Annotated in this window: 23 protein-coding genes; 12 read left to right on the top strand and 11 right to left on the bottom strand. The window is 73.7% G+C overall.

Going from position 1 to position 24,205, the window contains the following annotated elements; genetic code table 11:
• Positions 1 to 8 precede the first annotated feature (8 nt).
• Both AB0H12_RS29435 and AB0H12_RS29430 read right to left on the bottom strand, forming a co-directional pair.
• Positions 9 to 377 (bottom strand): Clp protease N-terminal domain-containing protein, encoded by a 369-nt coding sequence (locus tag AB0H12_RS29435; protein ID WP_499627182.1) that lies wholly within the window; start codon positions 375 to 377, stop codon positions 9 to 11.
• Positions 378 to 666: 289 nt separating this feature from the next.
• Positions 667 to 1,671: a carbohydrate-binding protein gene (locus AB0H12_RS29430; RefSeq protein ID WP_499627181.1), complete on the bottom strand. Its 1,005-nt coding sequence runs from the start codon at positions 1,669 to 1,671 to the stop codon at positions 667 to 669.
• A gap of 310 nt (positions 1,672 to 1,981) precedes the next feature.
• Between AB0H12_RS29430 and AB0H12_RS29425 the strand changes: the two genes are divergently transcribed.
• Positions 1,982 to 2,404 (top strand): cupin domain-containing protein, encoded by a 423-nt coding sequence (locus AB0H12_RS29425; protein WP_499627179.1) that lies wholly within the window; start codon positions 1,982 to 1,984, stop codon positions 2,402 to 2,404.
• 22 nt (positions 2,405 to 2,426) lie between these two features.
• Here AB0H12_RS29425 and AB0H12_RS29420 read toward each other — a convergent pair whose 3' ends face one another.
• On the bottom strand, positions 2,427 to 3,443 hold the full coding sequence (locus AB0H12_RS29420; RefSeq protein ID WP_499627177.1) for a DUF2330 domain-containing protein: 1,017 nt from the start codon (positions 3,441 to 3,443) through the stop codon (positions 2,427 to 2,429).
• 303 nt (positions 3,444 to 3,746) lie between these two features.
• On the opposite strand from AB0H12_RS29420, the gene abc-f reads away from it, so the two are divergent.
• The 4 genes from abc-f to AB0H12_RS29400 all read left to right on the top strand — a co-directional run bounded on the left by abc-f (position 3,747) and on the right by AB0H12_RS29400 (position 9,807).
• Positions 3,747 to 5,378 (top strand): ribosomal protection-like ABC-F family protein, encoded by a 1,632-nt coding sequence (abc-f, locus tag AB0H12_RS29415; RefSeq protein WP_499627175.1) that lies wholly within the window; start codon positions 3,747 to 3,749, stop codon positions 5,376 to 5,378.
• Between the two features lie 3 nt (positions 5,379 to 5,381).
• Positions 5,382 to 7,043 (top strand): ABC-F family ATP-binding cassette domain-containing protein, encoded by a 1,662-nt coding sequence (locus tag AB0H12_RS29410; protein WP_499627173.1) that lies wholly within the window; start codon positions 5,382 to 5,384, stop codon positions 7,041 to 7,043.
• Positions 7,044 to 7,305: 262 nt separating this feature from the next.
• Positions 7,306 to 8,565 carry a GGDEF domain-containing protein gene (locus AB0H12_RS29405; protein WP_499627171.1) on the top strand — a complete coding sequence of 420 codons (1,260 nt, stop codon included), beginning with the start codon at positions 7,306 to 7,308 and terminating at the stop codon, positions 8,563 to 8,565.
• Positions 8,566 to 8,571: 6 nt separating this feature from the next.
• A complete protein-coding gene (locus AB0H12_RS29400; protein ID WP_499627170.1) occupies positions 8,572 to 9,807 on the top strand; it encodes an MFS transporter in 1,236 nt (411 codons plus the stop codon).
• Here AB0H12_RS29400 and AB0H12_RS29395 read toward each other — a convergent pair.
• The 3 genes from AB0H12_RS29395 to AB0H12_RS29385 form a co-directional block, all read right to left on the bottom strand.
• A complete protein-coding gene (locus tag AB0H12_RS29395) occupies positions 9,797 to 10,441 on the bottom strand; it encodes an extracellular solute-binding protein (protein WP_499627168.1) in 645 nt (214 codons plus the stop codon). The genes AB0H12_RS29400 and AB0H12_RS29395 overlap by 11 nt on opposite strands.
• 53 nt (positions 10,442 to 10,494) lie before the next feature.
• Positions 10,495 to 11,253, bottom strand: a complete 759-nt coding sequence (locus AB0H12_RS29390) for a dienelactone hydrolase family protein (protein WP_499627167.1) — start codon at positions 11,251 to 11,253, stop codon at positions 10,495 to 10,497.
• A gap of 134 nt (positions 11,254 to 11,387) precedes the next feature.
• Positions 11,388 to 11,747, bottom strand: coding sequence for a MerR family transcriptional regulator (locus AB0H12_RS29385; RefSeq protein WP_499627165.1), 360 nt, complete (start codon positions 11,745 to 11,747; stop codon positions 11,388 to 11,390).
• 52 nt (positions 11,748 to 11,799) lie between these two features.
• On the opposite strand from AB0H12_RS29385, the gene AB0H12_RS29380 reads away from it, so the two are divergent.
• Positions 11,800 to 12,630 (top strand): NAD(P)-dependent oxidoreductase, encoded by an 831-nt coding sequence (locus AB0H12_RS29380; RefSeq protein WP_499627164.1) that lies wholly within the window; start codon positions 11,800 to 11,802, stop codon positions 12,628 to 12,630.
• 134 nt (positions 12,631 to 12,764) lie between these two features.
• Positions 12,765 to 13,364, top strand: coding sequence for a cysteine hydrolase family protein (locus AB0H12_RS29375; protein ID WP_499627162.1), 600 nt, complete (start codon positions 12,765 to 12,767; stop codon positions 13,362 to 13,364).
• A 7-nt stretch (positions 13,365 to 13,371) separates the two neighbouring features.
• On the opposite strand, the gene AB0H12_RS29370 is transcribed toward AB0H12_RS29375, so the two are convergent.
• The 4 genes from AB0H12_RS29370 to AB0H12_RS29355 are packed head-to-tail and all read right to left on the bottom strand — an operon-like array spanning position 13,372 to position 16,865.
• Positions 13,372 to 14,346 carry a glycine betaine ABC transporter substrate-binding protein gene (locus AB0H12_RS29370; RefSeq protein ID WP_499627160.1) on the bottom strand — a complete coding sequence of 325 codons (975 nt, stop codon included), beginning with the start codon at positions 14,344 to 14,346 and terminating at the stop codon, positions 13,372 to 13,374.
• On the bottom strand, positions 14,343 to 15,122 hold the full coding sequence (locus AB0H12_RS29365) for an ABC transporter permease (protein WP_499627158.1): 780 nt from the start codon (positions 15,120 to 15,122) through the stop codon (positions 14,343 to 14,345). The genes AB0H12_RS29370 and AB0H12_RS29365 overlap by 4 nt, the downstream gene beginning before the upstream one ends.
• Positions 15,119 to 16,225 (bottom strand): ABC transporter ATP-binding protein, encoded by a 1,107-nt coding sequence (locus AB0H12_RS29360; RefSeq protein ID WP_499627157.1) that lies wholly within the window; start codon positions 16,223 to 16,225, stop codon positions 15,119 to 15,121. The genes AB0H12_RS29365 and AB0H12_RS29360 overlap by 4 nt, the downstream gene beginning before the upstream one ends.
• Positions 16,215 to 16,865 (bottom strand): ABC transporter permease, encoded by a 651-nt coding sequence (locus AB0H12_RS29355; protein ID WP_499627155.1) that lies wholly within the window; start codon positions 16,863 to 16,865, stop codon positions 16,215 to 16,217. The genes AB0H12_RS29360 and AB0H12_RS29355 overlap by 11 nt, the downstream gene beginning before the upstream one ends.
• Before the next feature lie 739 nt (positions 16,866 to 17,604).
• Here AB0H12_RS29355 and AB0H12_RS29350 point away from each other — a divergent pair.
• Positions 17,605 to 17,949, top strand: coding sequence for a hypothetical protein (locus tag AB0H12_RS29350; RefSeq protein ID WP_499627154.1), 345 nt, complete (start codon positions 17,605 to 17,607; stop codon positions 17,947 to 17,949).
• The gene (locus tag AB0H12_RS29345) at positions 17,946 to 18,113 is read left to right on the top strand and encodes a hypothetical protein (RefSeq protein WP_499627152.1); all 168 of its coding nucleotides are present in this window, start codon (positions 17,946 to 17,948) and stop codon (positions 18,111 to 18,113) included. The genes AB0H12_RS29350 and AB0H12_RS29345 overlap by 4 nt, the downstream gene beginning before the upstream one ends.
• A gap of 88 nt (positions 18,114 to 18,201) precedes the next feature.
• On the opposite strand, the gene AB0H12_RS29340 is transcribed toward AB0H12_RS29345, so the two are convergent.
• The gene (locus tag AB0H12_RS29340; protein WP_499627150.1) at positions 18,202 to 19,482 is read right to left on the bottom strand and encodes a COG1470 family protein; all 1,281 of its coding nucleotides are present in this window, start codon (positions 19,480 to 19,482) and stop codon (positions 18,202 to 18,204) included.
• Between the two features lie 169 nt (positions 19,483 to 19,651).
• Between AB0H12_RS29340 and AB0H12_RS29335 the strand changes: the two genes are divergently transcribed.
• From AB0H12_RS29335 to AB0H12_RS29325, 3 genes are all read left to right on the top strand, one after another.
• Positions 19,652 to 20,275: a helix-turn-helix transcriptional regulator gene (locus AB0H12_RS29335; protein ID WP_499627149.1), complete on the top strand. Its 624-nt coding sequence runs from the start codon at positions 19,652 to 19,654 to the stop codon at positions 20,273 to 20,275.
• A gap of 109 nt (positions 20,276 to 20,384) precedes the next feature.
• Positions 20,385 to 23,432 carry a hypothetical protein gene (locus AB0H12_RS29330; RefSeq protein WP_499627147.1) on the top strand — a complete coding sequence of 1,016 codons (3,048 nt, stop codon included), beginning with the start codon at positions 20,385 to 20,387 and terminating at the stop codon, positions 23,430 to 23,432.
• 16 nt (positions 23,433 to 23,448) lie between these two features.
• The gene (locus tag AB0H12_RS29325; protein ID WP_499627146.1) at positions 23,449 to 24,120 is read left to right on the top strand and encodes a Pvc16 family protein; all 672 of its coding nucleotides are present in this window, start codon (positions 23,449 to 23,451) and stop codon (positions 24,118 to 24,120) included.
• Positions 24,121 to 24,205: the final 85 nt, after the last annotated feature.

Genomic DNA, 24,205 nt, shown 5'->3' with positions numbered 1-24,205 from the left:
CTCCGGGGTCACCCGCGCCTCGCGCGGGATGCGGCCGGCGCCGGACTCCGGGTTGGCCGCCAGCGCCGGCAGCAGGTGCTCCGGGCCGATGTGCAGGAGGAACCGAGGCCCCGCGACACCTGGTGCGCGTCGAGCAGGGCGCGCTTGGCGGCCGGCGTCAGCCGCACCGGGCCCTGACGCGGTTCACCGGCCGTCGACTGCCGCCCGATCCGGCCGGCCAGCTCGTCCGGGTCGGCGCCGGCGCGTGCCAGGAGCGCCCTGGTGCCGCTCTGCCGGGTGGCCGCCCACAGCAGCTGCTCGGTGCCCACGTCGGCGCGTCCCCACTGGCCGGTCTGCCGGACCGCGTCGGACACCAGCTCCCCGGCCTGGTCGCTCATCAGGCTGGTGATGTCGACCGGGTAGGACCGCCGCGCCCCATCGACCCGGCGCCGAAGAACTGCGCCAGGAAGTCGTCGAACGAACCCCGGCCCGGACCGGCGGGCCCGAAAGAGGCCGGTCATCGCGCTCCCTCCGGCGAACGGCTCGTCCCTGAGGGCCCTGCGCCTCGGGGAGGCTTATGTCCTGGAAGTCGCACGTGTGGGTGGCGCTCGCCCGCCGGCGGTGGCGGGCGGCACAGGACCGCCCGCCACCGCGGTCAGGGCCGCCGCGGTGGCGGGCCCGGGTGGGTCAGTGCGACACCTGCCAGTGGCTGTTCGCCGTCTGCAGGGTGAACGACAGCCCGTAGCAGCCGAAGTCGGTGCTGGACACGCTGCCCGGCGGCGTCACCGACGAGTTGCCCGTCGTCAGCGCCGTCCACGTGCCGTTGACCTTGATCTGGAGGTTGGCCGCGTGGAACTGGGTGCCGTAGGTCTCCGTGCAGTAGTAGCCCTCGCCGGTGGCCGCGTTGTACTCGGTGTAGACCTCGAACATGCTCCAGCCGCCGTGCGGGTCGACGAGCTTGATCGGGTCGGCGCTGGTGAACAACGCGTCCCAGGTCGAGGTGGTGTAGTTGTACAGGTAGGCCGTCCAGGAGTTGGTCACGGCGTTGGTCTGCACGTCCAGCACGGTGTACGCGGGCAGGCCCTGGAACGTCGTGGTGTAGGTGCTCAGGAAGGTCGAGTCGATCCAGGCCACGGCGGCGAAGCCGGGCGAGGCCGCGCACCAGTCCCACGCGCCGACGCCGTTGCCGCCCTGCCAGTAGAACGTGGTGACCTCGATGCAGGTCTTCCCGCTCGGCACGAGCGTCGGCGCGTACACCACGTCGGGGTTGCCCGGCGGGATGCTGATGCCGGGGTTGATGGTGTGGGTCGCCTGCGCGCCGTCGGAGACCACGGTCGGGAACGCGCCCCAGACCGAGTGCAGGGAGCCGCTCCACGGCGGGAGCGTCACCGCGTCGGCACCGGCCCGGCGCTGGTCGTGCCTCGCCTGGAACGCCTCGCCCCGCTCGAGGACCTGCGCGCCGAGCGTCGCGCCGGCCGCGGCTCTGGCCGCGTCACCGCGCAGCGCGGGCACCGTTCTGCCGCTGATCGGCGAGTCGGGCGTCGGCTGGGCGACCGCGGCCGGCTCGTCCGCCGCCGAGGCCGACGCGGGCACGGCGGGCACCAGGAGCGCGCCGGCGGCCAGCACCGCGACGGCGATCCGGCGCAGCGGCGAACGGCGCGACCCGCGTGGTGAGAGCGATGAAGACGGCACTGCCGTGTCCTTTCGACATAGGGGAATGGCGTACCGCGGACGTGGGAGGGCGCGAACGACACGTGCGGTGTCCCCCCCCAGGACGTAGCGGCGTCCGAAGCCTGCTCCGCGTTCGCCGGCACGGCCATAGCGCGGCCACGGTGCGTGCGGACGTCCGAACGTCTCCGCTCGGTGCGGACCTACGGGTTCCCGCCGGGGGACGGGGTTCGCCGGCCCACCCTGTGGAACGACGAGGTCCGCACGAGGGCCGCCCATCGTCCGTCCGGGTGATCAACGCCGAAGGGCCGGCGGCCAGGGGGATGCTGGAGGCATGCGCAACGTGGTGGGGATCTGCTTGGCGGTGGTGTTGGGCATCGGAGTGGCGCCCGCGGCCTCCGCCACACCGGGTACCGGGGTCAGCGGGGTCACGCTGTTCCAACGCGTGGTCGGTGACACGGAGTACGTCGTCCGGGAGGTCACCATCGCGCCCGGTGGCGCGACGGGCTGGCACTACCACCCCGGCTCGGTGTTCGGGCTCGTCAAGGCGGGCACCTTGACCCACTACCGCGCCGACTGCTCGGTGGACGGCGTGTACCGCGGCGGTGAGGCGATCGCCGAGGAGAGCGGGCCCGGCTACGTCCACATCGGACGGAACCTGGAGTCGGAACCGCTGGTGCTGGAGGTGTTGTACGTGAATCCGGCGGGCAGCCCGCTCGCGGTGGACGCGCCGAATCCCGGCTGCCCGTTCGAGTGACCGCCGGACCGCGAGCCCGCCGTCACGCCCTGACCGACCGGCGACGCCGCACGAGCACCACCGCGCCGACGACCAGCGCCAAGCCGAGGAGGGTCAACGGCAACGCGGGCATCGGCCACGACGAGCGGACGTACTCGTCGACGACCACGACCGCGCGGTGGGGCTCGTCGGTCGCCGAACGGGTGAAGCGGATGTCGTCGGTGATGTGCGCCGGCCTGAACTCCGCGTCGTAGCGGGTCAGGAAGCGCGGGCCGGTCAGCATCGCGGACAACGTCGGGTACTGCGGGTCGGGCCGCACCTCGCCCGCGAACGTCAGGTCGGGCGCGCCGCCCTCGGGCGCCGGGTTGGTGACGTCCACCCGGTGGTCGGCCAGCACGTACAGGCGCAGCGGCTGCCTGCCCTCGGCCGTGGCGGACAGCCGCATCGGGTAGACCGGCGTGTCGGTCTCGAACGCCAGCCGCATCGGCGGCAGGCCGTCGGCGAGACTGCCGGAGGTCGGCGCGAGGCGCACCGCGACGACGAGCCAGCCCTCCGCGAGGTACGGCCCGAGCGCGCCTCCGAGGGCGGCGGGCAGGGTGAAGTCGTTGGCGCCCAGCCACTCCGTCACAGCGGTGGCGTCGGTGCCGGCGAGCTGGGCGACCTCGTAGGGGCCGATCTCGACGTGGTCCACGACGGTGGCGCCGCGTTCGGACTGCGGTGGCGCGCCCGCGCCGTTGCCGTCGACGACCACGCGCCGCACCTCGACGTCCGGGCGGCTGATCCGGTCGAGCTCGGTGAACAGCTCGCCCTCGGCCACCTCGAACCGGGCGCGCGCGGGCACAGGCATCAGGAACGCCGCCCGGGTCGCCTCGGACCGCGCCCGCACCGAGAGCGTGATCGACTCGGTGCGGCCGGTCAGCTCCACCAGCGCGGTCTCCTGCTGCGCGCGCAGCTTGTCGTTCGCGACGAACGCCCCGCAGGCGCACGCACCGGACATCGCGGGGTCGACCGCCACCAGCGTGACGACGAGCGCGAGCACCGCTGAGATCCGGGTCGCCATTCGGCCGATTGCCATGACCCGTCGGACGCGGCCGATGACCACCGGGTTCCGCCGCCGGTCACCCGGTCTTGATCTGTGGGCAGGGCCTCGCCTCCCGGCCGGTTCTCGGCGGCGGTCGGCGGGGTTTGCTATCGTGCGGATGGAGAGCCGTGTGAAGGAGACTCGACGTGATTGGTGAAGACGACATCTCCGGGTGAGCCCCGGATGTGATCGGCCACCGGCATCTGCGCCGTGGCCGTCCCAGTCGTCCACCTTTCCTCTTGGGCAGTGCGTTGCCCGCGTCACATCCGAGGTCTCACACCCATGTCCGAAACCTGCGTCGTCGTGTCCGGCCTGTCCTTCTCCTGGCCCGACGACACCCCCGTCTTCGACGGCCTGTCCTGCACCGTCCCGACCGGCCGCACCGGTCTCGTCGCGCCCAACGGCGCGGGCAAGACGACCCTGCTCAAGCTGATCGCGGGCGAGCTGCGGCCGTCGGCGGGCAGCGTCGTCGTCGACGGCGTGCTCGGCTACCTGCCCCAGGACCTGCCGCTGACCGGCGAGCCGACCGTCGCCGAGGTCCTCGGTGTCGCACCGGTCCTGCGCGCCTTGGCGGCCGTCGAGTCCGGCGACGTCGCCGAAGAGCACTTCACCACCATCGGGAACGACTGGGACGTGGAAGAGCGCACCCGCGCCCAGCTGGACCGGCTCGGTCTCGACGACCTCGCCCTCGACCGCCGCCTGCACACGCTCAGCGGCGGCCAGGTCGTGTCCCTCGGCTTGGCCGCGCAGCTGCTCAAGCGGCCGGACGTGCTGCTGCTGGACGAGCCGACCAACAACCTGGACCTCGACGCGCGACACAAGCTCTACGACGTGCTGGACGACTGGCACGGCTGCCTCCTCGTGGTCAGCCACGACCGCGCCCTGCTCGACCGCGTGGACCGGATCGCCGAGATCGACGGCGGCGAGGTCCGCTACTACGGCGGCAACTTCACCGAGTACGAGCGGGCGGTCGACGCCGCGCGGGACGTCGCCGAGAAGAACATCCGCAACGTCGAGCAGGAGCTCAAGCGCGAGAAGCGGGAGATGCAGCAGGCGCGCGAACGCGCCGCGCGCCGATCGAGCAACGCCGCGCGCAACCTCGGCAACGCGGGGCTGCCCAGGATCTTCGCCGGCACCATGAAGCGCAACGCGCAGGAGTCGGCGGGCAAGGCGAGCGGGACGCACGCGGCGCGGGTCGACGCGGCCAAGGCCAGGTTGGACGAGGCCGAGCGGGCGTTGCGGGACGAGCAGAAGATCTCCCTGGAGCTGCCCCGGACCGCGGTGCCCGCCGGACGCACGCTCTTCCTGGGAGAACGCCTGCGCGCGGGCTACGGCGAACGGGAGCTGTTCGCGGGCGAGGGCGTCGACCTGGCCATCCGGGGGCCCGAGCGGATCGCGCTCACCGGCGGCAACGGCGTCGGCAAGTCCACCCTGCTGCGGATGATCCACGGCGACCTGGAGCCCGACGGTGGCGACGTGAAGCGGGCCGACGGTCGCATCGCCTACCTGTCGCAGCGCCTCGACCTGCTGGACGGCGCGCTCACGGTGGCCGAGAACCTGGCCGCGTCCGCACCGGCGATGCCGCCGGCGGAGCGGATGAACCTGCTCGCGCGCTTCCTGTTCCGGGGCTCCCGGGCGCACCTCCCGGTCGGCGTCCTCTCCGGCGGCGAACGGCTGCGCGCCACGCTGGCCTGCGTCCTGTTCGCCGAGCCGGCGCCGCAACTGCTGCTGCTGGACGAACCGACGAACAACCTCGACCTGATCAGCACCGGGCAGCTGGAACGCGCGCTCAACGCCTACCAGGGCGCGTTCGTCGTCGTCAGCCACGACGAGCGGTTCCTGGCCGAGATCGGGATCGGCCGCCGGCTCCGACTGGCCGGCGGCCGGCTGCTCGACGAGCCGACGGCGGGCTGAACCGTGGTCGAAGCAGCACTGCTCGCTCACGACCTCGTGCGCGTCCTCGGTGGCCGGCGCGTCCTCGACGGTGTCTCGCTCACCGCGGCGCCGGGCCGCCGGATCGGCCTGATCGGCGAGAACGGCGCCGGCAAGTCCACGCTGCTGCGGTTGCTCGCGGGCGTGGACCACCCGGACCGGGGCCGCGTCGAGCGGCCGGCCGACCTCGGCCACCTGCACCAGGAGATGTCGTTCGCCCCGGAGGCCACCGTCGCCGACGTGCTCGACGACGCGCTGGCCGGCGCGCGTGAGGACCTCGCCGAGCTCGACCGGCTCGCCGGCCTGCTCGCCGGGTCCCCGGACGACGCGGACCTCCTCACCGCCTACGCCGAGCGCCTCGACCACGCGCAGCGGCACGAGGCGTGGGATGCCGACCGGCGGGCGAAGATCGTGCTCACCGGGCTCGGCCTGGACGACGTCGCGCACGACCGCGCCCTGGTCTCGCTCTCCGGTGGCCAACGCGCGCGGCTGGCGCTGGCGGCGCTGGTGGTCCGCAGGCCGTCCGCGCTCCTGCTGGACGAGCCGACCAACCACCTGGACGACGACGCGGCGGGCTTCCTGGAGGAGCAGTTGCGCGGCCTGCCGGGCGCCGTCGTGGTGGCGAGCCACGACCGGGCGTTCCTCGACGCGGTGTGCACGGACGTGATCGACCTCGATCCCGCGCCGGACGGCCCGGTGCGCTACGGCGGCAACTACACCGCCTACCTGACCGAGAAACGTGCCCAACGGGCGCGGTGGCAGGAGCGCTACACCGCGGAGCAGGAAGCGCTCGCCGCCCTGCGCGCCGCGCTCGGCGTGACGACGCACCAGGTCGCGCCGAACCGCGCCCCGCGCGACAACGAGAAGATGGGCTACGGGCACCGGGCCGGCCGGGTGCAGAACCAGATCGCGCGCCGGGTGCGCAACACCACGCGCCGGCTCGAAGAGCTGGAACGACGGCAGGTCCCCGCGCCGCCGAGGCCGCTGCGCTTCCACCCGGACGTCCTCGCGGACGCGCTCGCCGACGAGGCGCCCGACGACGTGCTGGTGTCCCTGCGCGACGTGCGCGTGCCAGGACGGCTCGCGGTCGCCCGACTCGACGTGCCCGCCACCGGGCGGCTGCTGGTCACCGGCCCGAACGGCGCGGGCAAGTCCACCCTGCTGCTCGTGCTGGCAGGCCTGCTCGAACCGGGCGGTGTGCGGCGACGTCCCGGGCTCCGGGTCGGCCTGCTCGGCCAGGACACCCGGTTCGACCGGCCCGGGCGCACCGCGCGGGAGACGTACGAAGCGGTGCTCGGCACGGCGCGGGCCGAGTCCGTTCCGCTGGTCTCGCTGGGGCTGCTGCACGAGTGGGACGTGGACAAGCCCGTCGGCGAGCTGTCCGTGGGTCAGCGGCGGCGGCTCGGGCTGGCGCTGGTCGTGGCCGACCCGCCCGGGCTGCTGCTGCTCGACGAACCCACGAACCACCTTTCCCCTACGCTCTGTGACGAACTGGAGGACGCGCTGGGGCCGGGGCCTGGCGCGATCGTGCTCGCCAGTCACGACCGGAGGCTGCGCTCGCGGTGGCAGGGCGCCGAGGTCCGCGTCGACCCCGTGCCGACCGGAACGCCGCAGGTCGGGCCGGTGGTCGTGGACGAGGGCGGTTGACGCGGGAGTGGGCGGCCCGGCCGCACGTGCGGGGGGCGGCGGCCGGGCCGGCGGTGTTCAGCGGCGCCAGTCGTTCGGCCGGCCGGTGCGCCAGTCGTTGGGGCGGCCGTTGCCGGTGGTGATCGTGACGGTGCTCATGTGCTCTCCCGGGGTGCTCGACTCTGTGTGAGGGCTTGGTTACGGTGTCATCACCTGGTAGTGAGGCGGTGACACCCATATGGTCGCTGGCAGTCGACGACAGCGCGCATCCCCTCTGGGGTGGTTGCGCGATTGGTCGCTGTGGCGGCTGCCGCGTGCCGTGTTGGCGTACGTGCTGGGCGTCGAGGCCGTGGCAGTGGTCGCGGTGGCGTCCGTGGTGACGCTGACGCCGGTGACGGGCCGCCACTGGGTGTGGTTCGCGGTGCTGGCCGGCGCGGCCGTGGTGCACTTCGAGGCGGCGCGCGGGCTGGAACGGGTGCGCGAGGTGGCGTCCGAGGGCAGCCCGTACGCGCACCCGCAGTCGATCTGGCTGTTCGCGGGCGTGCTGGTGCTGCCGCCGCCGCTGCTGGCCGGGCTGGTCGCGGTGAGCTACGGCTACGGGTGGGTGCGGATCTACCGGCGCAGCCCGCTGCACCGCAAGGTCTTCTCCGCCGCCACGGTGCTGCTCGCCTGCTTCTCGGCGGGCGCGATCCTGCTGGCGGTGCACCCCGATCCCGCGCTGCCGCACGCCGCGCAGCTCACCGGCCCGGTCGACCTGGGCGCCCTGGTGGCGGCCGGTGTCGCGTACTGGCTGGTCAACCTCGCGCTGGTGGTGGGCGCGATCCTGCTGTCCACTCCGGTCCGGCCGGGCCGCGACGTGCTGGGGCCGTTGAGCCAGCAGCTGGTCATCGCCGCGTCGATCGGGCTGGGCACCGGCTTGGCCGTGGTGCTGGTGACGGCGCCGTGGGTGGTGCCGGTGCTGGTGGTGACCATGCTCGGGATGCACCTGGGGCTGCTGCTGCCGGTCTACCGCACCGCCGCCCGGGTCGACGGCAAGACCGGCACGCTGACCTCGGTGGCCTGGACCGAGCGGGCCGCCGCCGAGCTGTCCCGCTCCGCGGCGACCGGCGCGCCGATGGCCGTGCTGCTGCTCGACCTGGACCACTTCAGCGACATCAACAACACCCGCGGGCACCTGGCCGGCGACCACGCGCTGCGCGCCGTGGCCACCGAGCTGCGCCGCCAGGTCCGCGACGGCGACCTGGTCGGCCGGTGGGGCGGTGAGGAGTTCGTGGTGCTGCTGCCCGGGACCGACCCGGCCGACGCCCGGCAGGTCGCCGAGCGGATCCGCGCCGCGGTCCGCGAGCCGTTGACCGACGTGCCCGGCGCGGCTGTCGGTGTCGACGGGGCGCTGCGGATCACCGCGTCGCTGGGCGTGGCGGTGTTCCCCGTGCACGGCCGCACCGTGGACGAGTTGCTGCTGGCCGCCGACACCGCCCTGTACCGCGCGAAGAACAACGGTCGGGACCGGGTGGAGACCGCGCCGTCCGGGACCGTCGGCTGACCCCGGATGGTCGACCAGGACGCCGGGCGGGCCCGGTACCGCGAGGTGTTCGCCTCCACCGAGTTCCGGGCGCTGTTCGCCGCGCACACCGTCTCCACCATCGGCGACCAGTTCGCCCGGGTCGCGCTCACGGTGCTGGTGTTCCGCGACACCGGCTCGCCCGCGTGGGCGGCGATCACCTACGCGTTGACGTTCCTGCCCGACCTGATCGGCGGTCCCCTGTTAGCCGGCTTGGCCGACCGGTACCCGCGGCGCGCCGTGATGGTGTGCTCCGACCTGGTGCGGGCCGCGCTGGTCGCGTTGATGGCCGTGCCGGTCCTGCCGTGGCCGGTGGTGTGCGGGCTGCTGGTGCTGCTGCAGTTGGCCGGCGCGCCCGCGGTGCCGGCCCGGACGGCGCTCTTGCCGCACGTCCTGCCCGGTCCCGCGTTCCGCGCGGGCGCCGCCGCGCTGTCCACCGTGAGCCAGGCCGCCCAGGTCGCCGGGTTCGCCGCCGGCGGTGTCCTGGTCATCGCCGTGGGCACGGGCGGTGTGCTGCTGCTGGACGCCGTGTCGTTCGCGGTGTCGGCCGCCGCCGTGGCCCGGTGGGTGAGAGGTCGGCCCGCGCCCGGTGGCAACGGCGCGGAGCGGCCCGGGTGGTGGCGGGCGATGACGGCCGGCGCGACCCTGGTGTGGCGCGACCGCAGGCTCCTCGCGTTGATCTGCTTCGCGTCGCTGTCCGCGTTCTACATCAGCGGTGAGGCGCTGGCCGTGCCGCTGGCCGACCAGTTCGGCGGCGGGCCGGTCGCGGCCGGGCTGCTGTTCGCCGCCTACCCGGCCGGCTGCGCGCTGGCGAGCCTGGTCGTGGCCACCCGCCCGGAAGCCGCCCAGCTGCGCGCCCTGCCCGTGCTGGCGGTGGCCACCAGCGCGCCGCTGGTCGCCTGCTTCCTGCACCCGGGCCTGCCGGTCCTGGTGCTGCTGTTCGTGGCGTCCGGCGCCGCGTCGAGCTACCACGCCATCGCCTCGCCGACGTTCGCCCTGTGGACACCGGACGAGGCCCGGGGTCAGGTCTACGGCTTGGCGGTGACCGCGCTCAAGATCGCCCAAGGGCTCGGGGTCGCCGCCGCCGGGCTCGCCGCCGAGCACGTGCCGCCGCACCAGGTCGTCGCGGCCGGCGGCGTGCTGGGAGTGCTGGCGGCCTTGGGCGTCGGCGTGCTGTGGCGGCGCAGCGGCGCCACTCGGGCGGGGCGGACCGTCACCCGGTGAGGATCTCGTCGGTGCGACGCCCGGCGGCGGTCAGGCCGTCTGCCGCGGTCCCCGGCATCAGGGGTCGGGCGATCCGCGCGTCGTCGGCGAACTCGGTCACGAAGGGGTTGCCCGGCGCCGAGTTCCGGTCCAGCCGGATCGACGGGTAGCCCGAGCCCTCCCTCCACCGCTCCTGCGCCCGCTCGCTGACCCAGTAGGACAGGAACTCGTGGGCGGCCTGCTTCATGGCGGGCGTGAGCCGCGCGTTGAGCGCCAACGACGTCGTCGCGCCGAACGTGGCCTGGCGGACCGGGCCCGGCGGCACCGGCGCCACGTCGAAGTCGAGGCCGGCTGCCTGGAAGCCGGTCGCCGACCACGGACCGGTGATCATCATCGCGGCCTTGCCGTCGCGGAACGACGCCTCGGTCTCCTCCCCCGACAGGCCGACCGGTGAGACCTTCTCCTCCCGCAGCAACTCGACCCACGTCCGCACGGCGGCGATCGACCCGGGACGGGTGAGCGCGGACGTCCGGCCGTCGGCTTCGAGGAGGTCGCCGCCACCGGGCCACGTCGGCGTGGTGTCGTGGTCGGGCAGCGCCATGCCGTAGCGCTCGGGCGTGCCGTCGCGGTCGCGGTCCTTGGTCGTCCCGGTCATCGCGCGCCGACCACTCGTCCCGAGTGGTCGGCGGCGCTGTGGCCAGGGTGGTGTCAGGAGCTGCCCGCGTTGCCGAAGCTGCCCAGGTGCCGGGCGAAGAACCGGATCGAGCTGTCGATCTCGAAGGACGGGACTCGAAAATGGCCGCCGGGGTTGGCGTGCAGGGTCTTCTGGGCGGAGCCGAGCGCGTCGAACAGCTTCATGGCGGAGTCCCGCGGATTCCCTTCATCGTCCCACTGCACCACGAACTCGACCGGGATCGTGACCCTCGCCGCGGTGTCGATGAGCCGGTCGCTCCCGACGAGACCGAGGACCGCGGCCGTGATCCGAGGTTCGGCCGCGACGAGGCGCATGCCCATCTCACCGGCCTGGGACAGGCCGTAGTACCCGACGGGCAGGCTTCCGCCGACGGAGTCCAGTTCCTGGAGTGCGTCCAGGGTGGTCTGCCAGTCGGGCACGAGTTCTGCCGCCACCGTTTCGTTGAGCTCGGGCCACGCCGGTCCGAAGGGCTCGCCCGCGGCCTCCCGTGCCTCGATGACCGCGAGGAGCCGCCGGATCTCCGGGTGCGGCGGCCTGTCTCCGGTACCCGGCGCGTCGATCGCGGCGACCGCGAAGCCGCACGAGGTGACGTAGGGGAAAGCTCGGGAGACGACCTCCCACCCCTTCTTGTGCCGGCCGCCGCCGTGCCCGATCAAGACCAGCGGGTGGGGACCGAAGCCCTCCGCGGGCGTCCAGAGCACCCCGGGGATCTCCCCGATGGTGAAGAGTCGTTCGCGGATGCCGTCGGCGACGGTGTCCGAGGTGATGCGCATCGCGGTATTGAACCGGAATTCCCGCTGACGTGGCGAGCCGGTTCTGCGGTGAGGAGTCGGTCGGGGCGCGGGCGATCTCGACGTCGTCGGCCTCGGCCAGTCGGCGACCCGGCGGTGCTGACGAGCTGCCGGCGTCAGCCCGCCCGCCGTTCGGCGGCGATGATCACGTCCAGGTTGCCGCGGGTCGCTTCGAGCTCGCCGATGGCCTCGCCGATCCGGTCCCGCTGCTTGACCAGCTCGTCGACCAGCTCGGGGCAGTCGGGCGCCAACCGGCCGTCGTCGTCGACCACGCACGGCAGCACTTGCACGATCTGCGCGATGCTCAACCCGGCCGCGAGCAGGACCCTGATCCGGTGCACCGCGGCCACGTCCTCGTCGCGGTACACGCGATAGCCGCTCGGCCGCCGTTCCGGGCGCAGCAGGCCGTGTTCCTCGTAGTACCGCAACGCGCGTTCGCTCACGCCGGTCCGTCGCGACAGCTCCCCGATCCGCACCCCGGCTCCCGACTTGACTCTGACGCCGATGTCAAGGTTTAGCTTAGCCGCCATGACACCCGTCACCGTCCTCGGACTCGGACCGATGGGCCGGGCGCTGGCGACCGCGTTCGCCGCCGCCGGCCATCCCACCACCGTGTGGAACCGCACCCCGGGCAAGGGGAACGACCTCGACGCCACCACGGCGGCCACCGCCGCCGAGGCGATCACCGCCAGTCCCCTCGTCGTCGTGTGCGTGCTGAACTACCAGGCCGTGCGAGCGGTGCTCGAACCCGACGCGCTGAAGGGCCGCGCCCTGGTCAACCTCACCGGCGGCTCGCCGGCGCAGGCCCGCGAGATGGCCGCGTGGGCGGCGGAGCACGGCGTCGACTACCTCGACGGCGTGCTGCTGAACGGGGTCGTCGGCGGGCCTGAGGCGGCACTGCTCTACAGCGGGCCGGAGGACGTCTACCGGGCGCACCGGGGCACGTTGTCCGCGCTCGGCGAGCACGGGGCGCACGTCGGCGCGGATCCCGGTCGGGCGGCCGGGTTCAACGTGTCGCTGCTGGACCTGTTCTGGACGTCGATGTTCGGAGTGGTGCACGCGTTCCGGTTGGCCGCCGCCGAGGACATCACCCCGGCCGAGTTCGCCGGGCACGCGAAGGTGATGGCCGAACTGCTCCCCGGGCTCATCGACGTGGTCGCCGAGCACGTCACCGCCGACCACTTCCCCGGTGACGCCTCCACCCTCGTCTCGGCGGCGGCGATCCTGGACGACGTGATCGAGGCGGTCCGGGCGAACGGCCTGGACGACGGCGTCCTCGGCGCCGGACGTGCCGCCGTGCGACGGGCGATCGACGCCGGGCACGGCTCGGCCGGCTTCTCCCGCCTCGCCGTGCTCTGAGCCGCCCGCGCTTCCGCGGTGCGTTCAGGGTCGATCCGGTGGAGGCCCCGGCACGCCGCAGGGCAGCGCACGGTCGCTCGACCGGCAAGCAGCCCCCCGGAACGCGGGGCCGGCGGGCGGGGCAGGATCGTGCCATGAGCCTCGATCCACAGCGAGCAGCGGTGCTGGCGCTGCACTGGCAGGTCAACGTCATCAAGCCGGAGGGGTTCTTCGGGCCGATGCTGGCCGAGCCCGTGGCCCGCAGCGGCGTCGTCGAACGGGCGGCGCGTTTCCACGAAGCCGCCGGTGTCCCGGTGTTCTTCACCAGGTTCACCATTCCCGAGGGCGAGGGCGGGTTGGTGCGCAACACCGGCTTCATGCGGGCCGTCGGCGACGCGCAGGAGTCGTTCCGGCCGGACGCGCCCGGCGCGCGGTTGATCCCGGAGGTGGCGGGCGGCACCTCGACCGTGGTCGACAACCAGAAGCTCTCCGGCTTCGCCGGCAACGACCTGGCCGCCCGGTTGTCCGAGCGGGGCGTCGACACGCTGTTCCTGACCGGCGTGGCCACCAACCTGACCGTCGAGCAGACCGCGCGCCACGGCACCGACCTCGGCTTCACCGTGCACGTGGTCAGCGACTGCGTGACCGCGGCCGACGACGCCGCCCACACCGCGTCCCTGGCGAACCTGGAACTCACCACGGCGGGCTGCCTGACCGCGCGCGAGGCCCTGGAACTCCTGCACGCGCGGTCTTGAGACGACGTCAGGACGCGGGCAGCGAGACGAACCCCTCGCGCACCAGCCAGTCGCGGGCGACGACGGCCGGGTCCCGGCCGTCGACGTCCACCTCCGCGTTGAGCCCGCGCACGGTGTCGTTGTCCAGCTTCGCCACGACGGGCGCCAGCACCTCGCCGACCTGCGGGTGCGCGGTGTGGAAGTCCTGGCGCAGCACGACCGCGGCGTTGTACCGGGGGAAGAACTTCCGGTCGTCCTCCAGCACGACCAGGTTCAACGCGACGATGCGGCCGTCGGTGGTGAACACCTCGCCGAAGTTGCACAGCCCCGTGGACGTCGCGGTGTAGATCGTGCCGGTGCCGAAGGTCTTGACCTCCGCCGAAGCGGCGTCGAAGCCGTAGGCCTCCGCGACACCCGGGAACCCGTCGTCGCGGCTGACGAACTCGGTCTCCAGGCAGAACACGGCCTCGTCCGGCGAGCGGCCGATCAGGGCGGCCATGTCCGACGTGGTCCGCAGGCCGTTGGCGCGCGCGAACTCCTCGGTGACGGCGAAGGCGTAGGTGTTGTCGATCGCCGAGTGGTCCAGCCAGACCAGGCCGTTGCGGGCCAGGTCGGCGTCGCGGACCGCCTCGTACTGCGCCCGCTCGTCCGGGATCGGGTCGGTGTTGCCCAGGTAGCTGATCCACCCGGTGCCGGTGTAGTCCCAGGACAGGTCGATGTCGCCGGTGATCAACGCCTGGCGGGAGCTGTTCGAGCCCTGGATGTTGGTCATGTCCCGCACCTCGGCGCCCGCCGCGACGAGGGCGACCTCGGCGATGTAGCCGAGGACCTGGTTCTCGGTGAAGTCCTTGGAACCGACCGCGATCTGGACCCCGGCCAGTTCGGGCACCGGCCGGATCGAGCCCGGCCCCACGTCGAACGGCAGCGCGAACGACGACTCCAGCCCGCAGCCGGACGTCAGCAGCGCCACCGCCGCGACCGCCAGTCGCGTGATCCGCCTCATCGCAACCCCTTCGGTCCCAGGTAGGTCTCGACGAGCGCGCCCAGCCAGTCCACGAGCAGCGCGAGACCGACCGCCAGCACCGCGCCGGTGATCAGCACGGGCACCCTGGCCAGCTTGTAGCCGGTGTCGATGAGCAACCCGAGGCCGCCACCGTTGACGAACACCGCCAGGGTGGCCACGCCGACCGCGTGCACCAGCGCCGTGCGCAGCCCGGCCAGGATCAGCGGCACGGCCAGCGGCAGTTCGATCCGCCGCAGCACGGTCGCGGCGGACATGCCGATGCCGCGACCGGCGTCGACCAGCGCCGGGTCGACGCCCTGGAGCCCGACCACGGTGTTCCGCAGCACCGGCAGCAGCGTGTAGAAGGCGATGGGCAGCACCGCCGCCCACAGCCCTTCCAGACCGGAGACCAGGAAGAACAGCACCAGGATGCCGATCGCAGGCGACGCCTGGCCGATCGTGGCGATGCCGAGGAACAACGGCGCGGCGCGGCGTGCCCACCGGCGGGTGAGCACGATGCCGAGCGGCACCGCCACGACGAGGACGAGCCCGGTCACCACCAGGCTGATCACCAGGTGGTCCCAGGTGGCGGACGCCAGCGCGGAGGCGTTGAGGCTCTGCCGCTCGATCGAGTCGAGGTCTCGGGTGAACGCCCAGAGCAGCACGCCGCCGACCAGCGCCACCACGACGACCGGCTGGAGGAGCAGTCGGAGCCGTTCGGCTCGCCGCGGCGAAGTGGTGGTGGCAGCGGTCCGGGCTTCGGTCGCAGCCGTCACGCGTCCGCCTCCGCGTGCTCGTCGCGCAGCTTCTGCACCGTGCCGATCACCGCGTCCATCTCGACCAGCCCGACGTACTCGCCGCGCGAGCCGGTGACGACCGCCGCGCCGCCCTCGGTGAGGATGGCCTCCAAAGCGTCCTGGAGCGTCGACTGGAGCGTCACCGAGTCGCCGACGGGCCGCGGTTGCCCCGGGCCCTGCACCCAGCTCACCGGCCGGTTGCGGGCGTCCAGCAGCAACGCGTGGCGGTGCTCGGACGCGGCGAGCCTGCGGACGACGTCGGCGGGTCGGTCGGTCACCGACGCGGTCACCGCCTGGCTCAGCTCGACCTCGCGCACCCGGCGCAGCCTGAGCTGCTTGAGCGACGCGCCGGCGCCGACGAAACCGGCGACCGTGTCGTCGGCGGGGTTGGCCAGGATCGCCTCGGGGGTGTCGTACTGGAGCAGGCGCGACCGGGGGCCGAGCACGGCGATCCGGTCACCGATCTTGACCGCCTCGTCGAAGTCGTGCGTGACGAACACGATCGTCTTGCGCAGCTCGGACTGCAGCCGCATCAGCTCGTCCTGGAGGTTGCCGCGCGTGATCGGGTCGACCGCGCCGAACGGCTCGTCCATCAGCAGCACGGGCGGGTCCGCGGCGAGCGCGCGGGCGACGCCGACGCGCTGCTGCTGGCCGCCGGAGAGCTGCCGCGGGTAGCGGTCGCGGAACTCGGCCGGGTCGAGCCCGACCAGGTCCAGCATCTCGTCCACCCGGTCGGACACCCTCGTGCGGCGCCAGCCGAGCAGGCCGGGGACCGTGCCGACGTTCTGGCCGACGGTCAGGTGCGGGAACAGCCCCGCCTGCTGGATCGCGTACCCGATGCCGCGGCGCAGCTCGTCGGGGTTCAACGACAGGGTGTCCTCGCCGTCGATGGTGATCCGGCCCGACGTGGGCTCGATCAACCGGTTGATCATCCGCATCGTGGTGGTCTTGCCGCACCCGGACGGACCGACCAGCACCACGGTCTCCCCCGCCGGGATGGTCATGCTGACCGACTCCACCGCGGGCGCCTCCACGCCGGCGTAGCGCTTGGTCACGTCGACGAGTCGGATCTCACTGGCCACGGATCCCCCTGGAAACGGTGTAGCGGCCGATCAGCGCGAAGATCCCGTCCAGGACCAGCGCGAGGACGACGATGCCGAGCGTGCCCGCCACCGCCTGGTTGGTCGCGTTCGCGCTGCCCGCCCTGGTCAGGCCGGCGAAGATCTCCACGCCGAGGCCGGGCCCGCGGACGTAGGCGGCGATCGCGGCGATGCCCATCAGCATCTGGGTGGCGATCCGCGTCCCGGTCAGGATCGCGGGCCAGGCCAGTCTCAGCTCGACCCTGGTCAGCACGCCCACCCTGCTCATCCCGACGCCGCGTGCCGCGTCGCGCACGGCCGGGTCGACGCCGCCGAGTCCCACGATCGTGTTGCGCACGACCGGCAGCAGCCCGTACAGCACGAGCGCGACCACGGTCGGCGGCACGCCCAGCCCCAGCACCGGGATCAGCAGGCCGAGCAGGGCGAACGACGGAATGGTGAGGATCGCGCTGGTCAACGCCGTCGCGGCGGTCGAACCGAGCGGGCTGCGGTACACCGCGACACCGATGCCCACACCGATCACCGCGGCCAGCAGCGCGCACTGCACCACGGCGCTGACGTGCAGCAAGGCCTCGACCAGCAGTCGGTTCCACCGGTCGAGGACGAACTCCCAGAAGCTCACGTCGTGGCCTCCGGTTCACCGGCCACGACGACATCGGTCCACACAGGACGGATAAGGCAACCCCCTCGTCCGACGAGCGCTGTCCTCAGTGCACAGCGGCTCGTCATCGCGGCACGATCGGGCCGCACCGCGCGGCGACGTCGGGGTGGAACCGGGTGCGCCGAGCGGTCCCGGCACCGTACCGCCATCATGCCCCATGGCGCCGCGGACCGACCTGCCGATCACCTGACGATCCCGGGAGGCGGTGTCCGACCAGGCCGACGTCAGCAGCCGATGTCCGCCTGCGGAGCGGCGTACGTGCGAAGGAGGGACGGCACGTTCGCCGCCGGGTCGTCGACAACGGCCACCTCCGCGAACTGGACCGGTCGAAGCTCGTCGGCGGCGTGGACGACTTCGTCACAGAACCTCGCGATCTCGGCGCACAGCGACAAGCCGAGGGCCGCGCGAGCAGGACCGCGTCGTACGTGCACAGTGGAGTCCCGACGTGCTGTGTCGGTTCAGGTCCAGACCTGTCACCCGTTCGGCCGAGCACGCGGGCCGCCGAGTCGACCATCGCGAGGCACGTCCCGGGTACGGACGGGCAGACCTGCCCCGGCGGACTTCCGGCGCACCGGTTTCCCGTGGTGGGCTCAAGCCGGCTCCCTGCCGCCGGGCGGACGGGGGTTCCGGAGGACCGGTACCGGCCCCGGTGCCGGTGCGGAGGTGCGAGGCGATGTGGTCCCACGAGGACGGAGGTCGCGTGGCGGACGGTTCCACGCCCGAGAGGTTCGCGGGCGACCTGTTCCTCGACCTGGCGGCCAAGGGGTGGCTGGTGGTGGAGCCGGCGGAGGCCGCGCGGGTCATCGCGAGCCTGGAGCGGACCCTGGAGGTCGTCCGGTCGCGTGCGCACCGGACCGAGGTGTCGAGGCGGCTGCGCAGCGCGGCGGGCGACGACATCGACCCGGAGGTCGACCGGCTCGTGGTCGACACGGTGTTCGCCGAGCAGATCATGGCGGGCACGTGGGAGCGCGCGCTGGTCGAGCTGCCGAAGTACATCGAGGCGTTCCGGATGGCCGCCCGCAACGCGCCGCGGCGTGAGCCGTGAACCCCACGCAGAGCGACATCTCGTCGTGCGACCTGCGGTTCGAGCTGGCCGCGGCCATCGAGGACCTCCGCCACTACCGCGACCACGGCGACCACGCCGCGGTCGGGCTGATGCTCGCCTGGATCGACGCGCTGCTCGACGAGTGGAACCGCCGCGCCCGGTGAACCGCGCGGAAGGGTGCTCCGCGCACGAGTCCGCCGCGCACCACAACGGGTGCGCGGCGGTCACAGGCGCGGCGGCGCGAGGTCGGGTTCAGCCGGCGATGTCGCCCAGCTCGCCGCTGACGTTGAGCAGCTGCGCGCAGTTCGGGGCCTGCCGGCCGCTCGCCGGCGTGCCGGGCCGGGCGCAGTCGACCGTCGCGGTCACCGTGCCGTTCTCCGGGATGTCGATCGGCGTCACCCAGTGGTAGTCCTGGTTGCGGAACGTCTCCAGCGCGATCACGGTGATCGTGCGCTCCCCGAACGCGATCGTCAGCACGCCCTCGTCACCCTGGTGGTTGGCCAGCACGATGTCGGTGATGTGGAAGACCTTGCCCGCCGGCACGACGTAGGTGCCGGTCGCGCGCTGACCGGCGTTCGCGCGGACCTCGATGGTGCCCGAGCTCTGCTCGGCGCCACCGCTCGTGCCGCGGCCCTGCCCCTGGCCTTGTCCCTGGCCTTGCCCCTGCCCCTGCCCCTGCTCGCCGGCGGGCTGCTGTTCCGGCGCGCCGCCGGGCTGTTCGGCCGGCGCCTGCGGCTCGACGGCCTGCGCGATCTCCTGGGCACGCCCGTCGGCCGCTTCCCGTGCGGCGCTGAGCACCGCCGGGCGCACCAGCAGCAGCCACGCCAGCAGCAGCGCCAACAAGGCGCCCAGCAGCGACAGCAGCCACCTGGACAGGATCGGCAGTTGCACCAGTTCGCCGGCCAGCTCGTGCTCGTGCCGCTCGTCCGCCGCCAGCGCCACCGCGTCCAGCCGCACCGGCCACACCGCGGGTTTGCCGAACCACAGCAGCTTCGCCACCCGCGCGCGCAGTTCCAGCTCGGCCTTCGCGCCGGGGTCCACAGTGGACGGCGTGGTGGACACGGCGATCTTCAGGTGGTCGTCGGCTTCCGGCAGCGAGAGCGTCACGACGGTCGGCGTGTTGCCGTTGTTCTGCACCTCGACGCGGTAGCGCGCGCTGCGCCACGCTCGACGGCGCTTGGGGATCAGCCGGGCCCGCTGTTGCGCGAACGGTTCGATGATGACGGTCGTCTCGGTCACGACCGCCGACTCCGGCCGTTCGGCGGGCAGCACCCGCACACCGAGCGGCACCTCGCCCGCGCGCACCTCGGGTGATCGCGGTGGGCGCAGCACGATGGCGACCTGCTCCGAGGTCCCCGGGTACAGCGACAGCCGTGCCGGTTCGACGGTGGTCCAGGGGGCGCACCCGCCCACCACCTCGAACTCGTACGCCTCGACTATGTCGCTGTCGTTGCGCACCGTCATCGTCGTGCTGGTCTCCTGACCGGGCGTGACAACCACGGTGGGGAGACCGAACTCGGTCGTTGTGGTCACCCGACGAACGGTAGGGACGCCGCACCCGCCCGGACAGGGAGAAAAGGGCACTGTGCGGGCAAACCCGTGCACCGAAGGGCCCGCGCCGGTGCCCCGGAGCCCTCCCCCGGCACACGATGGTCCCGACGGGCCGACACCGTGCGGTCGGCTGTTCCGCAGGAGGGTTGCCATGACCAGGATTCCGGTGGCCGTGTACGCCGAGGACCCCGTGCTGAAGGCGGGCATCACGCACCAGCTGCGGCCGCGGCCCGAGGTCGAGGTGGTGCGGCCGGACGAGGAAGCGCGCGCCGTGGTGTCGCTCGTGGTGGTGGACGGGGTGGACGAGGAGACGGCGCGGTTGCTGCGCCGGTTGAGGCAGTCCGCCACCACGCGCGTCGGCCTGGTGGTGGGGCGCTTCGACCAGGACGCCCTCCAGATCACCATCGACTGCGGCGTGACGGCGGTGGTCCGCCGCTCCGAGGCGCACCAGGACCGGCTCGTGAGCACGATTTCCGCGCTGGTCAAGGGGGAAGCGGTGCTGCCAGGCGACCTGCTCGGCACGCTGCTCGACCACGTGGGCCGGTTGCAGCGCAGCGTGCTGGACCCCAACGGCCCGTCGCTGTCCACGCTCACCGCCCGTGAGGCGGACATGCTGCGGCTGGTGTCCGAGGGCTTCGACACCGCCGAGATCGCCTCCAAGACGTCGTTCTCCGAGCGGACGGTGAAGAACGTCCTGCACGAGGTCACCACCCGGCTGCAGCTGCGCAACCGCGCGCACGCCGTCGGCTACGCGATGCGGCACGGCCTGATCTGAGTTGCCCGAACGGCCCGGCGCCGTGCCCCGACCGTGCCCGCCGGGACCTCCGCGCCGCGCGGTCCGCCGGCCGACGATTCCGGAACATGCCCCAGACGGAGGTGGGACCTTGTCGAGCTGGTTGCCGACCCGACCCCTCGCCACGATCGGCGCGGCGGTGGCGCTGAGCGCCGCGGTCGTCGCGGTGCACGACGTCGCCACGTCGGTGTCGGCGGCGGTGCTCCAGGACGACCCCGTGTCCGGCCGGATCGCCTACGCGGGCACCGGGCACCGCAGCCTCGGCGCGGTCACCGGTCCGGTGCCCGATCAGCTGCGGCCGACCGCGCCGCTGTTCGGCGCCGGACCCGCGCACCACGACGACCACGTCTCGGCGCGCGGCGGGCTGGTGGTGTTCACCAGCCTGCGCGACGGGCCGGAGCCGCAGGTGTACCTGCGCGCGGCCGACGGCTCGGTGCGCAGGCTCACCGAGGGCCTCGACGCCGGCCACCCCCGGCTGTCCCCCGACCTGCGCACGGTGGTGTTCGACTCGCGCGAGGACGGCGAGCGCGACCTGTGGCTGGTCGGCGTGGACGGCACGGGGCTGCGCAGGCTGACCGACACGCCGTCCGACGAGACGTGGCCGACGTTCGCACCGGACGGCGCGAGCGTCGCGTTCTCCGGCGACCGCGACGGCGAGCGGGAGATCTACCGCGTCCCGGTGGGCGGCGGCCGGGTCACCCGGCTCACCGACGAGCCGGACGGCGACGCGGGCGAGCCGGACTGGAACCCGCGTGACGGCCGCATCGCCTACACCCTGGACGTCGGCGGCGTCCCGCAGCCGCGAGTGCTCGGCGGTGGCCGGGTCGGCGCGCCGGTGCTGGGCGGCGACCAGGCCGGGTGGCGTGGCCGCTGGCCCGTGTGGAAGCCGGACGGCGCCGGGCTGCTGTTCCTCAGCACCGACCAGGTCTGCTCGTGCCCGGCCGACCCGAACGTGGAGAAGGTGTACCAGGTCGACACGGGCCCGGGCCTGCCCGTCACGACCGCGCCCGGCCTGCTGTTGGCGGAGAACCGCGCGGTCACCTCGCCGACGTGGCTGGTGGACGCGCGCGGCGAGCACCTGGTCGTGGCCCGCACGACCGCCGAGACCCACTTCACCGCGACGCTCCAGGACGTCCGACCGGACGGCTCGGACCCGCGCGACCTGGGCGTGCCGGTGCTGCGCGAGGACCCCGGGGTCGCCGACGACCCCAACCTGCTGTTCCGCCCGCGTGCCGGCTACGACCCGTGGACGCAGCGGCAGTCCTACTCCCCCGACGGCCGCACCATCGCGCTGAGCCGGTTCGAGGACGCCGACGGCCGGCGGGTGCAGCGGCTGTGGCTGGTGGACGCCGACGGCGGCAACCCGCGCCGGCTGCCGGTCGCCGACCGGCAGCCGGCGGACTGGGAGTTCGACGCGGTCTGGTCGCCGGACGGCCGGTTCCTGGCGTTCGCCCGCCGCACGCCCGGCGGGGTGCGGCCGGACGGCGGTGCGAGCCGGATCGTGGTGGTCGAGGCCGCCACCGGCGCCGTGGTGGGGCGGCTGACGCCACCGCCGTCCGCCGCCGATCAGGAGGACACCCAGCCCTCGTGGTCGCCGGACGGCACGACGCTGGCGTTCACGCGCGGTCGGGTCTTCGACGGCCCCACCGGCGAGGTGCGTGACAACCACGTGTGGACCGCCCGTGCCGGGACGCTGGACCGACAGCGGGACGTGTCGGCGGCGGTCTGCGGGTTCGACTGCGAGGTGACCGACGACAGCTCGGTGTTCAGCCCGGACGGGCGCGCGTTGGCGTTCAACCGCGAGGCCGACGGCGTGCTGCTGGTGTCGCTGGCGGACGACGGGTGCCGCGTGGTGCTGCCGTCGGGGGCGACCACGTGCGCCACACCGCTGACCGCGCCGCCGTCGGGGCCGTTCCAGCCCAGGGACGTGTCGTTCTCGCCCGACGGCGACCGCGTGGTGCTGACCGCGCGCCGCGTGGGTGATCTCCGGTCGCCGGAGGAGCTGGCCGTGGTCGACCTCGGCACGGGCGAGGTGCGGCGGATCACGGCCGACCTGCCGGGCAGGCAGAAGGAGCCGACCTGGCAGCAGACGGTCGACCTGGCCGTGCAGGCGCCGGACAGCACGCCGGACGCGGACACCGGCACGACCACGCCGGTGACGGTGACCGTCGTCAACCGCGGTCCGGCCACGTCGCCCGGCACCGCGCTGACCGCCGCCGTCCCGGATGGCGTGCGGTTGGAGGCCCTGCGCCCCGCGCGCGGCACGTGTGACCTGGCCGGGTTGAGGTGCGACCTCGGTGTGGTGGAGCCCGGGGCGTCCGTGGACGTCGTCGCCGACGTGGTGGGCGTGGTGCCCGGACGGCGGAGCGTCACCTGGTCGGTGGCGGGCGCCGTGGTCGACGTGCTGCCGTCCGACAACGCCGCGGCGACGGCGATCCCGGTGCGCGACCCGGTGACCGGACCGCCGCCGCCCGCGCCGCCTCCCGTCGTGCCGCCGGCCGGTCCTTCGCTGGCCGTGGTGGTGCAGCCGGATCCGTCCTATGTGGGCGGACGGGCGACGGTGAGCTACACGGTGCGCAACGGCGGCGGAGCCCTGGCCACCGGGCTGCGGCTGGACTTCGCGCTGCCCGCGCAGGTGCCGGTGGCGACCCTGCCGCCGGGGTGCGCGAACACCGGGTGCGCGCTGCCGGACCTGCCGCCGGGCGCGTCGCAGGTGGTGCAGGTCGTCCTCGCGCCGAACGCGCCGCTCCGGACCACCGTGCGCGGGACGTTGCGCACGACCGGCACCGACGCCGACCCGGCGGACAACGTGGCCGCCGCGCCGATGCGCGTGCTGCGGCCCCGGATCGTGGCCGTGCCGCCGATCGGCGAACCCGGATTCGTCACGTCGGTGCGCGGCGTGGACTTCCCGCCGGGCGTGCCGGTGCGGCTGTCCTGGTCGCCCGGCATCACCGCGGCGGCGACGCCGACCGTCCCGCGCCCGGACGGCGGGTTCACCGCGCAGCTGCTCGTCCTCGCCAAGGACCAGACCGGGCGGCGGACGATCACCGCCGCCGGGGCCGGTTTCGAGCCCGCCACCACCGAGTTCCTCGTCGTGCCCGGCTCCGTGGGGCCGCCCGACGAGGTGCGGCGCAGGTGACGACGAGGAGGTTGCCGTGATCCACGAGGTCGACGAAGGGATCCGCCGGCTGCTCCAGGCCGGCGGCGTGCCCGGTGGCGGTGGTGAGCTCGCGTTCGAGGCGCCGACCACCGACTGGACGGCACGGCGCAACGCGCCGACCGTGAACGTGTTCCTCTACGACATCCGCGAGGACGAGAGCAGGCGCAGCGCGGGCGACCTGGAGGTGTTCGAGGGCGACGAGCTGGTCGGGCACCGCAGGCCACCGCGCTGGTTCCGGCTGTCCTACCTGGTGACGGCGTGGACGAACCGGCCGCAGGACGAGCACCGGCTGCTGTCGGGCGCGTTGGTCTGCCTGGCGGGCCACAGCAGGCTGGCGTCCGAGTGGCTGACCGGGTCGTTGGCCGAGCTCGACCTGAGCGTGCTGCTGGAGTCGGGCGGCCCGGTGTCGGAGGGCCGTGCGGCGACGGACGTGTGGTCGGCGCTCGGCGGGCGCCTCAAACCGGCCGTCAACCTGGTGGTGACCGCGCCGGTGGCCGGCGTCCTGACCCCGCTCGCCCCGCCGGCCGCCGGCGGCCTGGTGCTGGTCGACGGCCCCGACGAGGGCGCCCGCAGGCTGCGTTACGACGACGTCGCCGGCGACAGCGGTTTCGCGCCCGCCCGTGCCCGCCCCGCCGACCGGCGGCGACGCGGCGGCCCGATCCGATGACGACGGCGGCTCCCCCACGCGCGCGGACCGCCGTGGCGCCCGGCAGGCCCGCAACCCGACGCCGCGACCGACAGGGTGGTGCGAA

Origin of the sequence: Actinosynnema sp. NPDC023794 (assembly GCF_040639675.1) — a bacterium.
GTDB classification, from domain to species: domain Bacteria; phylum Actinomycetota; class Actinomycetes; order Mycobacteriales; family Pseudonocardiaceae; genus Actinosynnema; species Actinosynnema luteola.
Note: the sequence above shows the minus strand (reverse complement) of the source record. Positions and strands in the feature narration are given on the sequence as shown.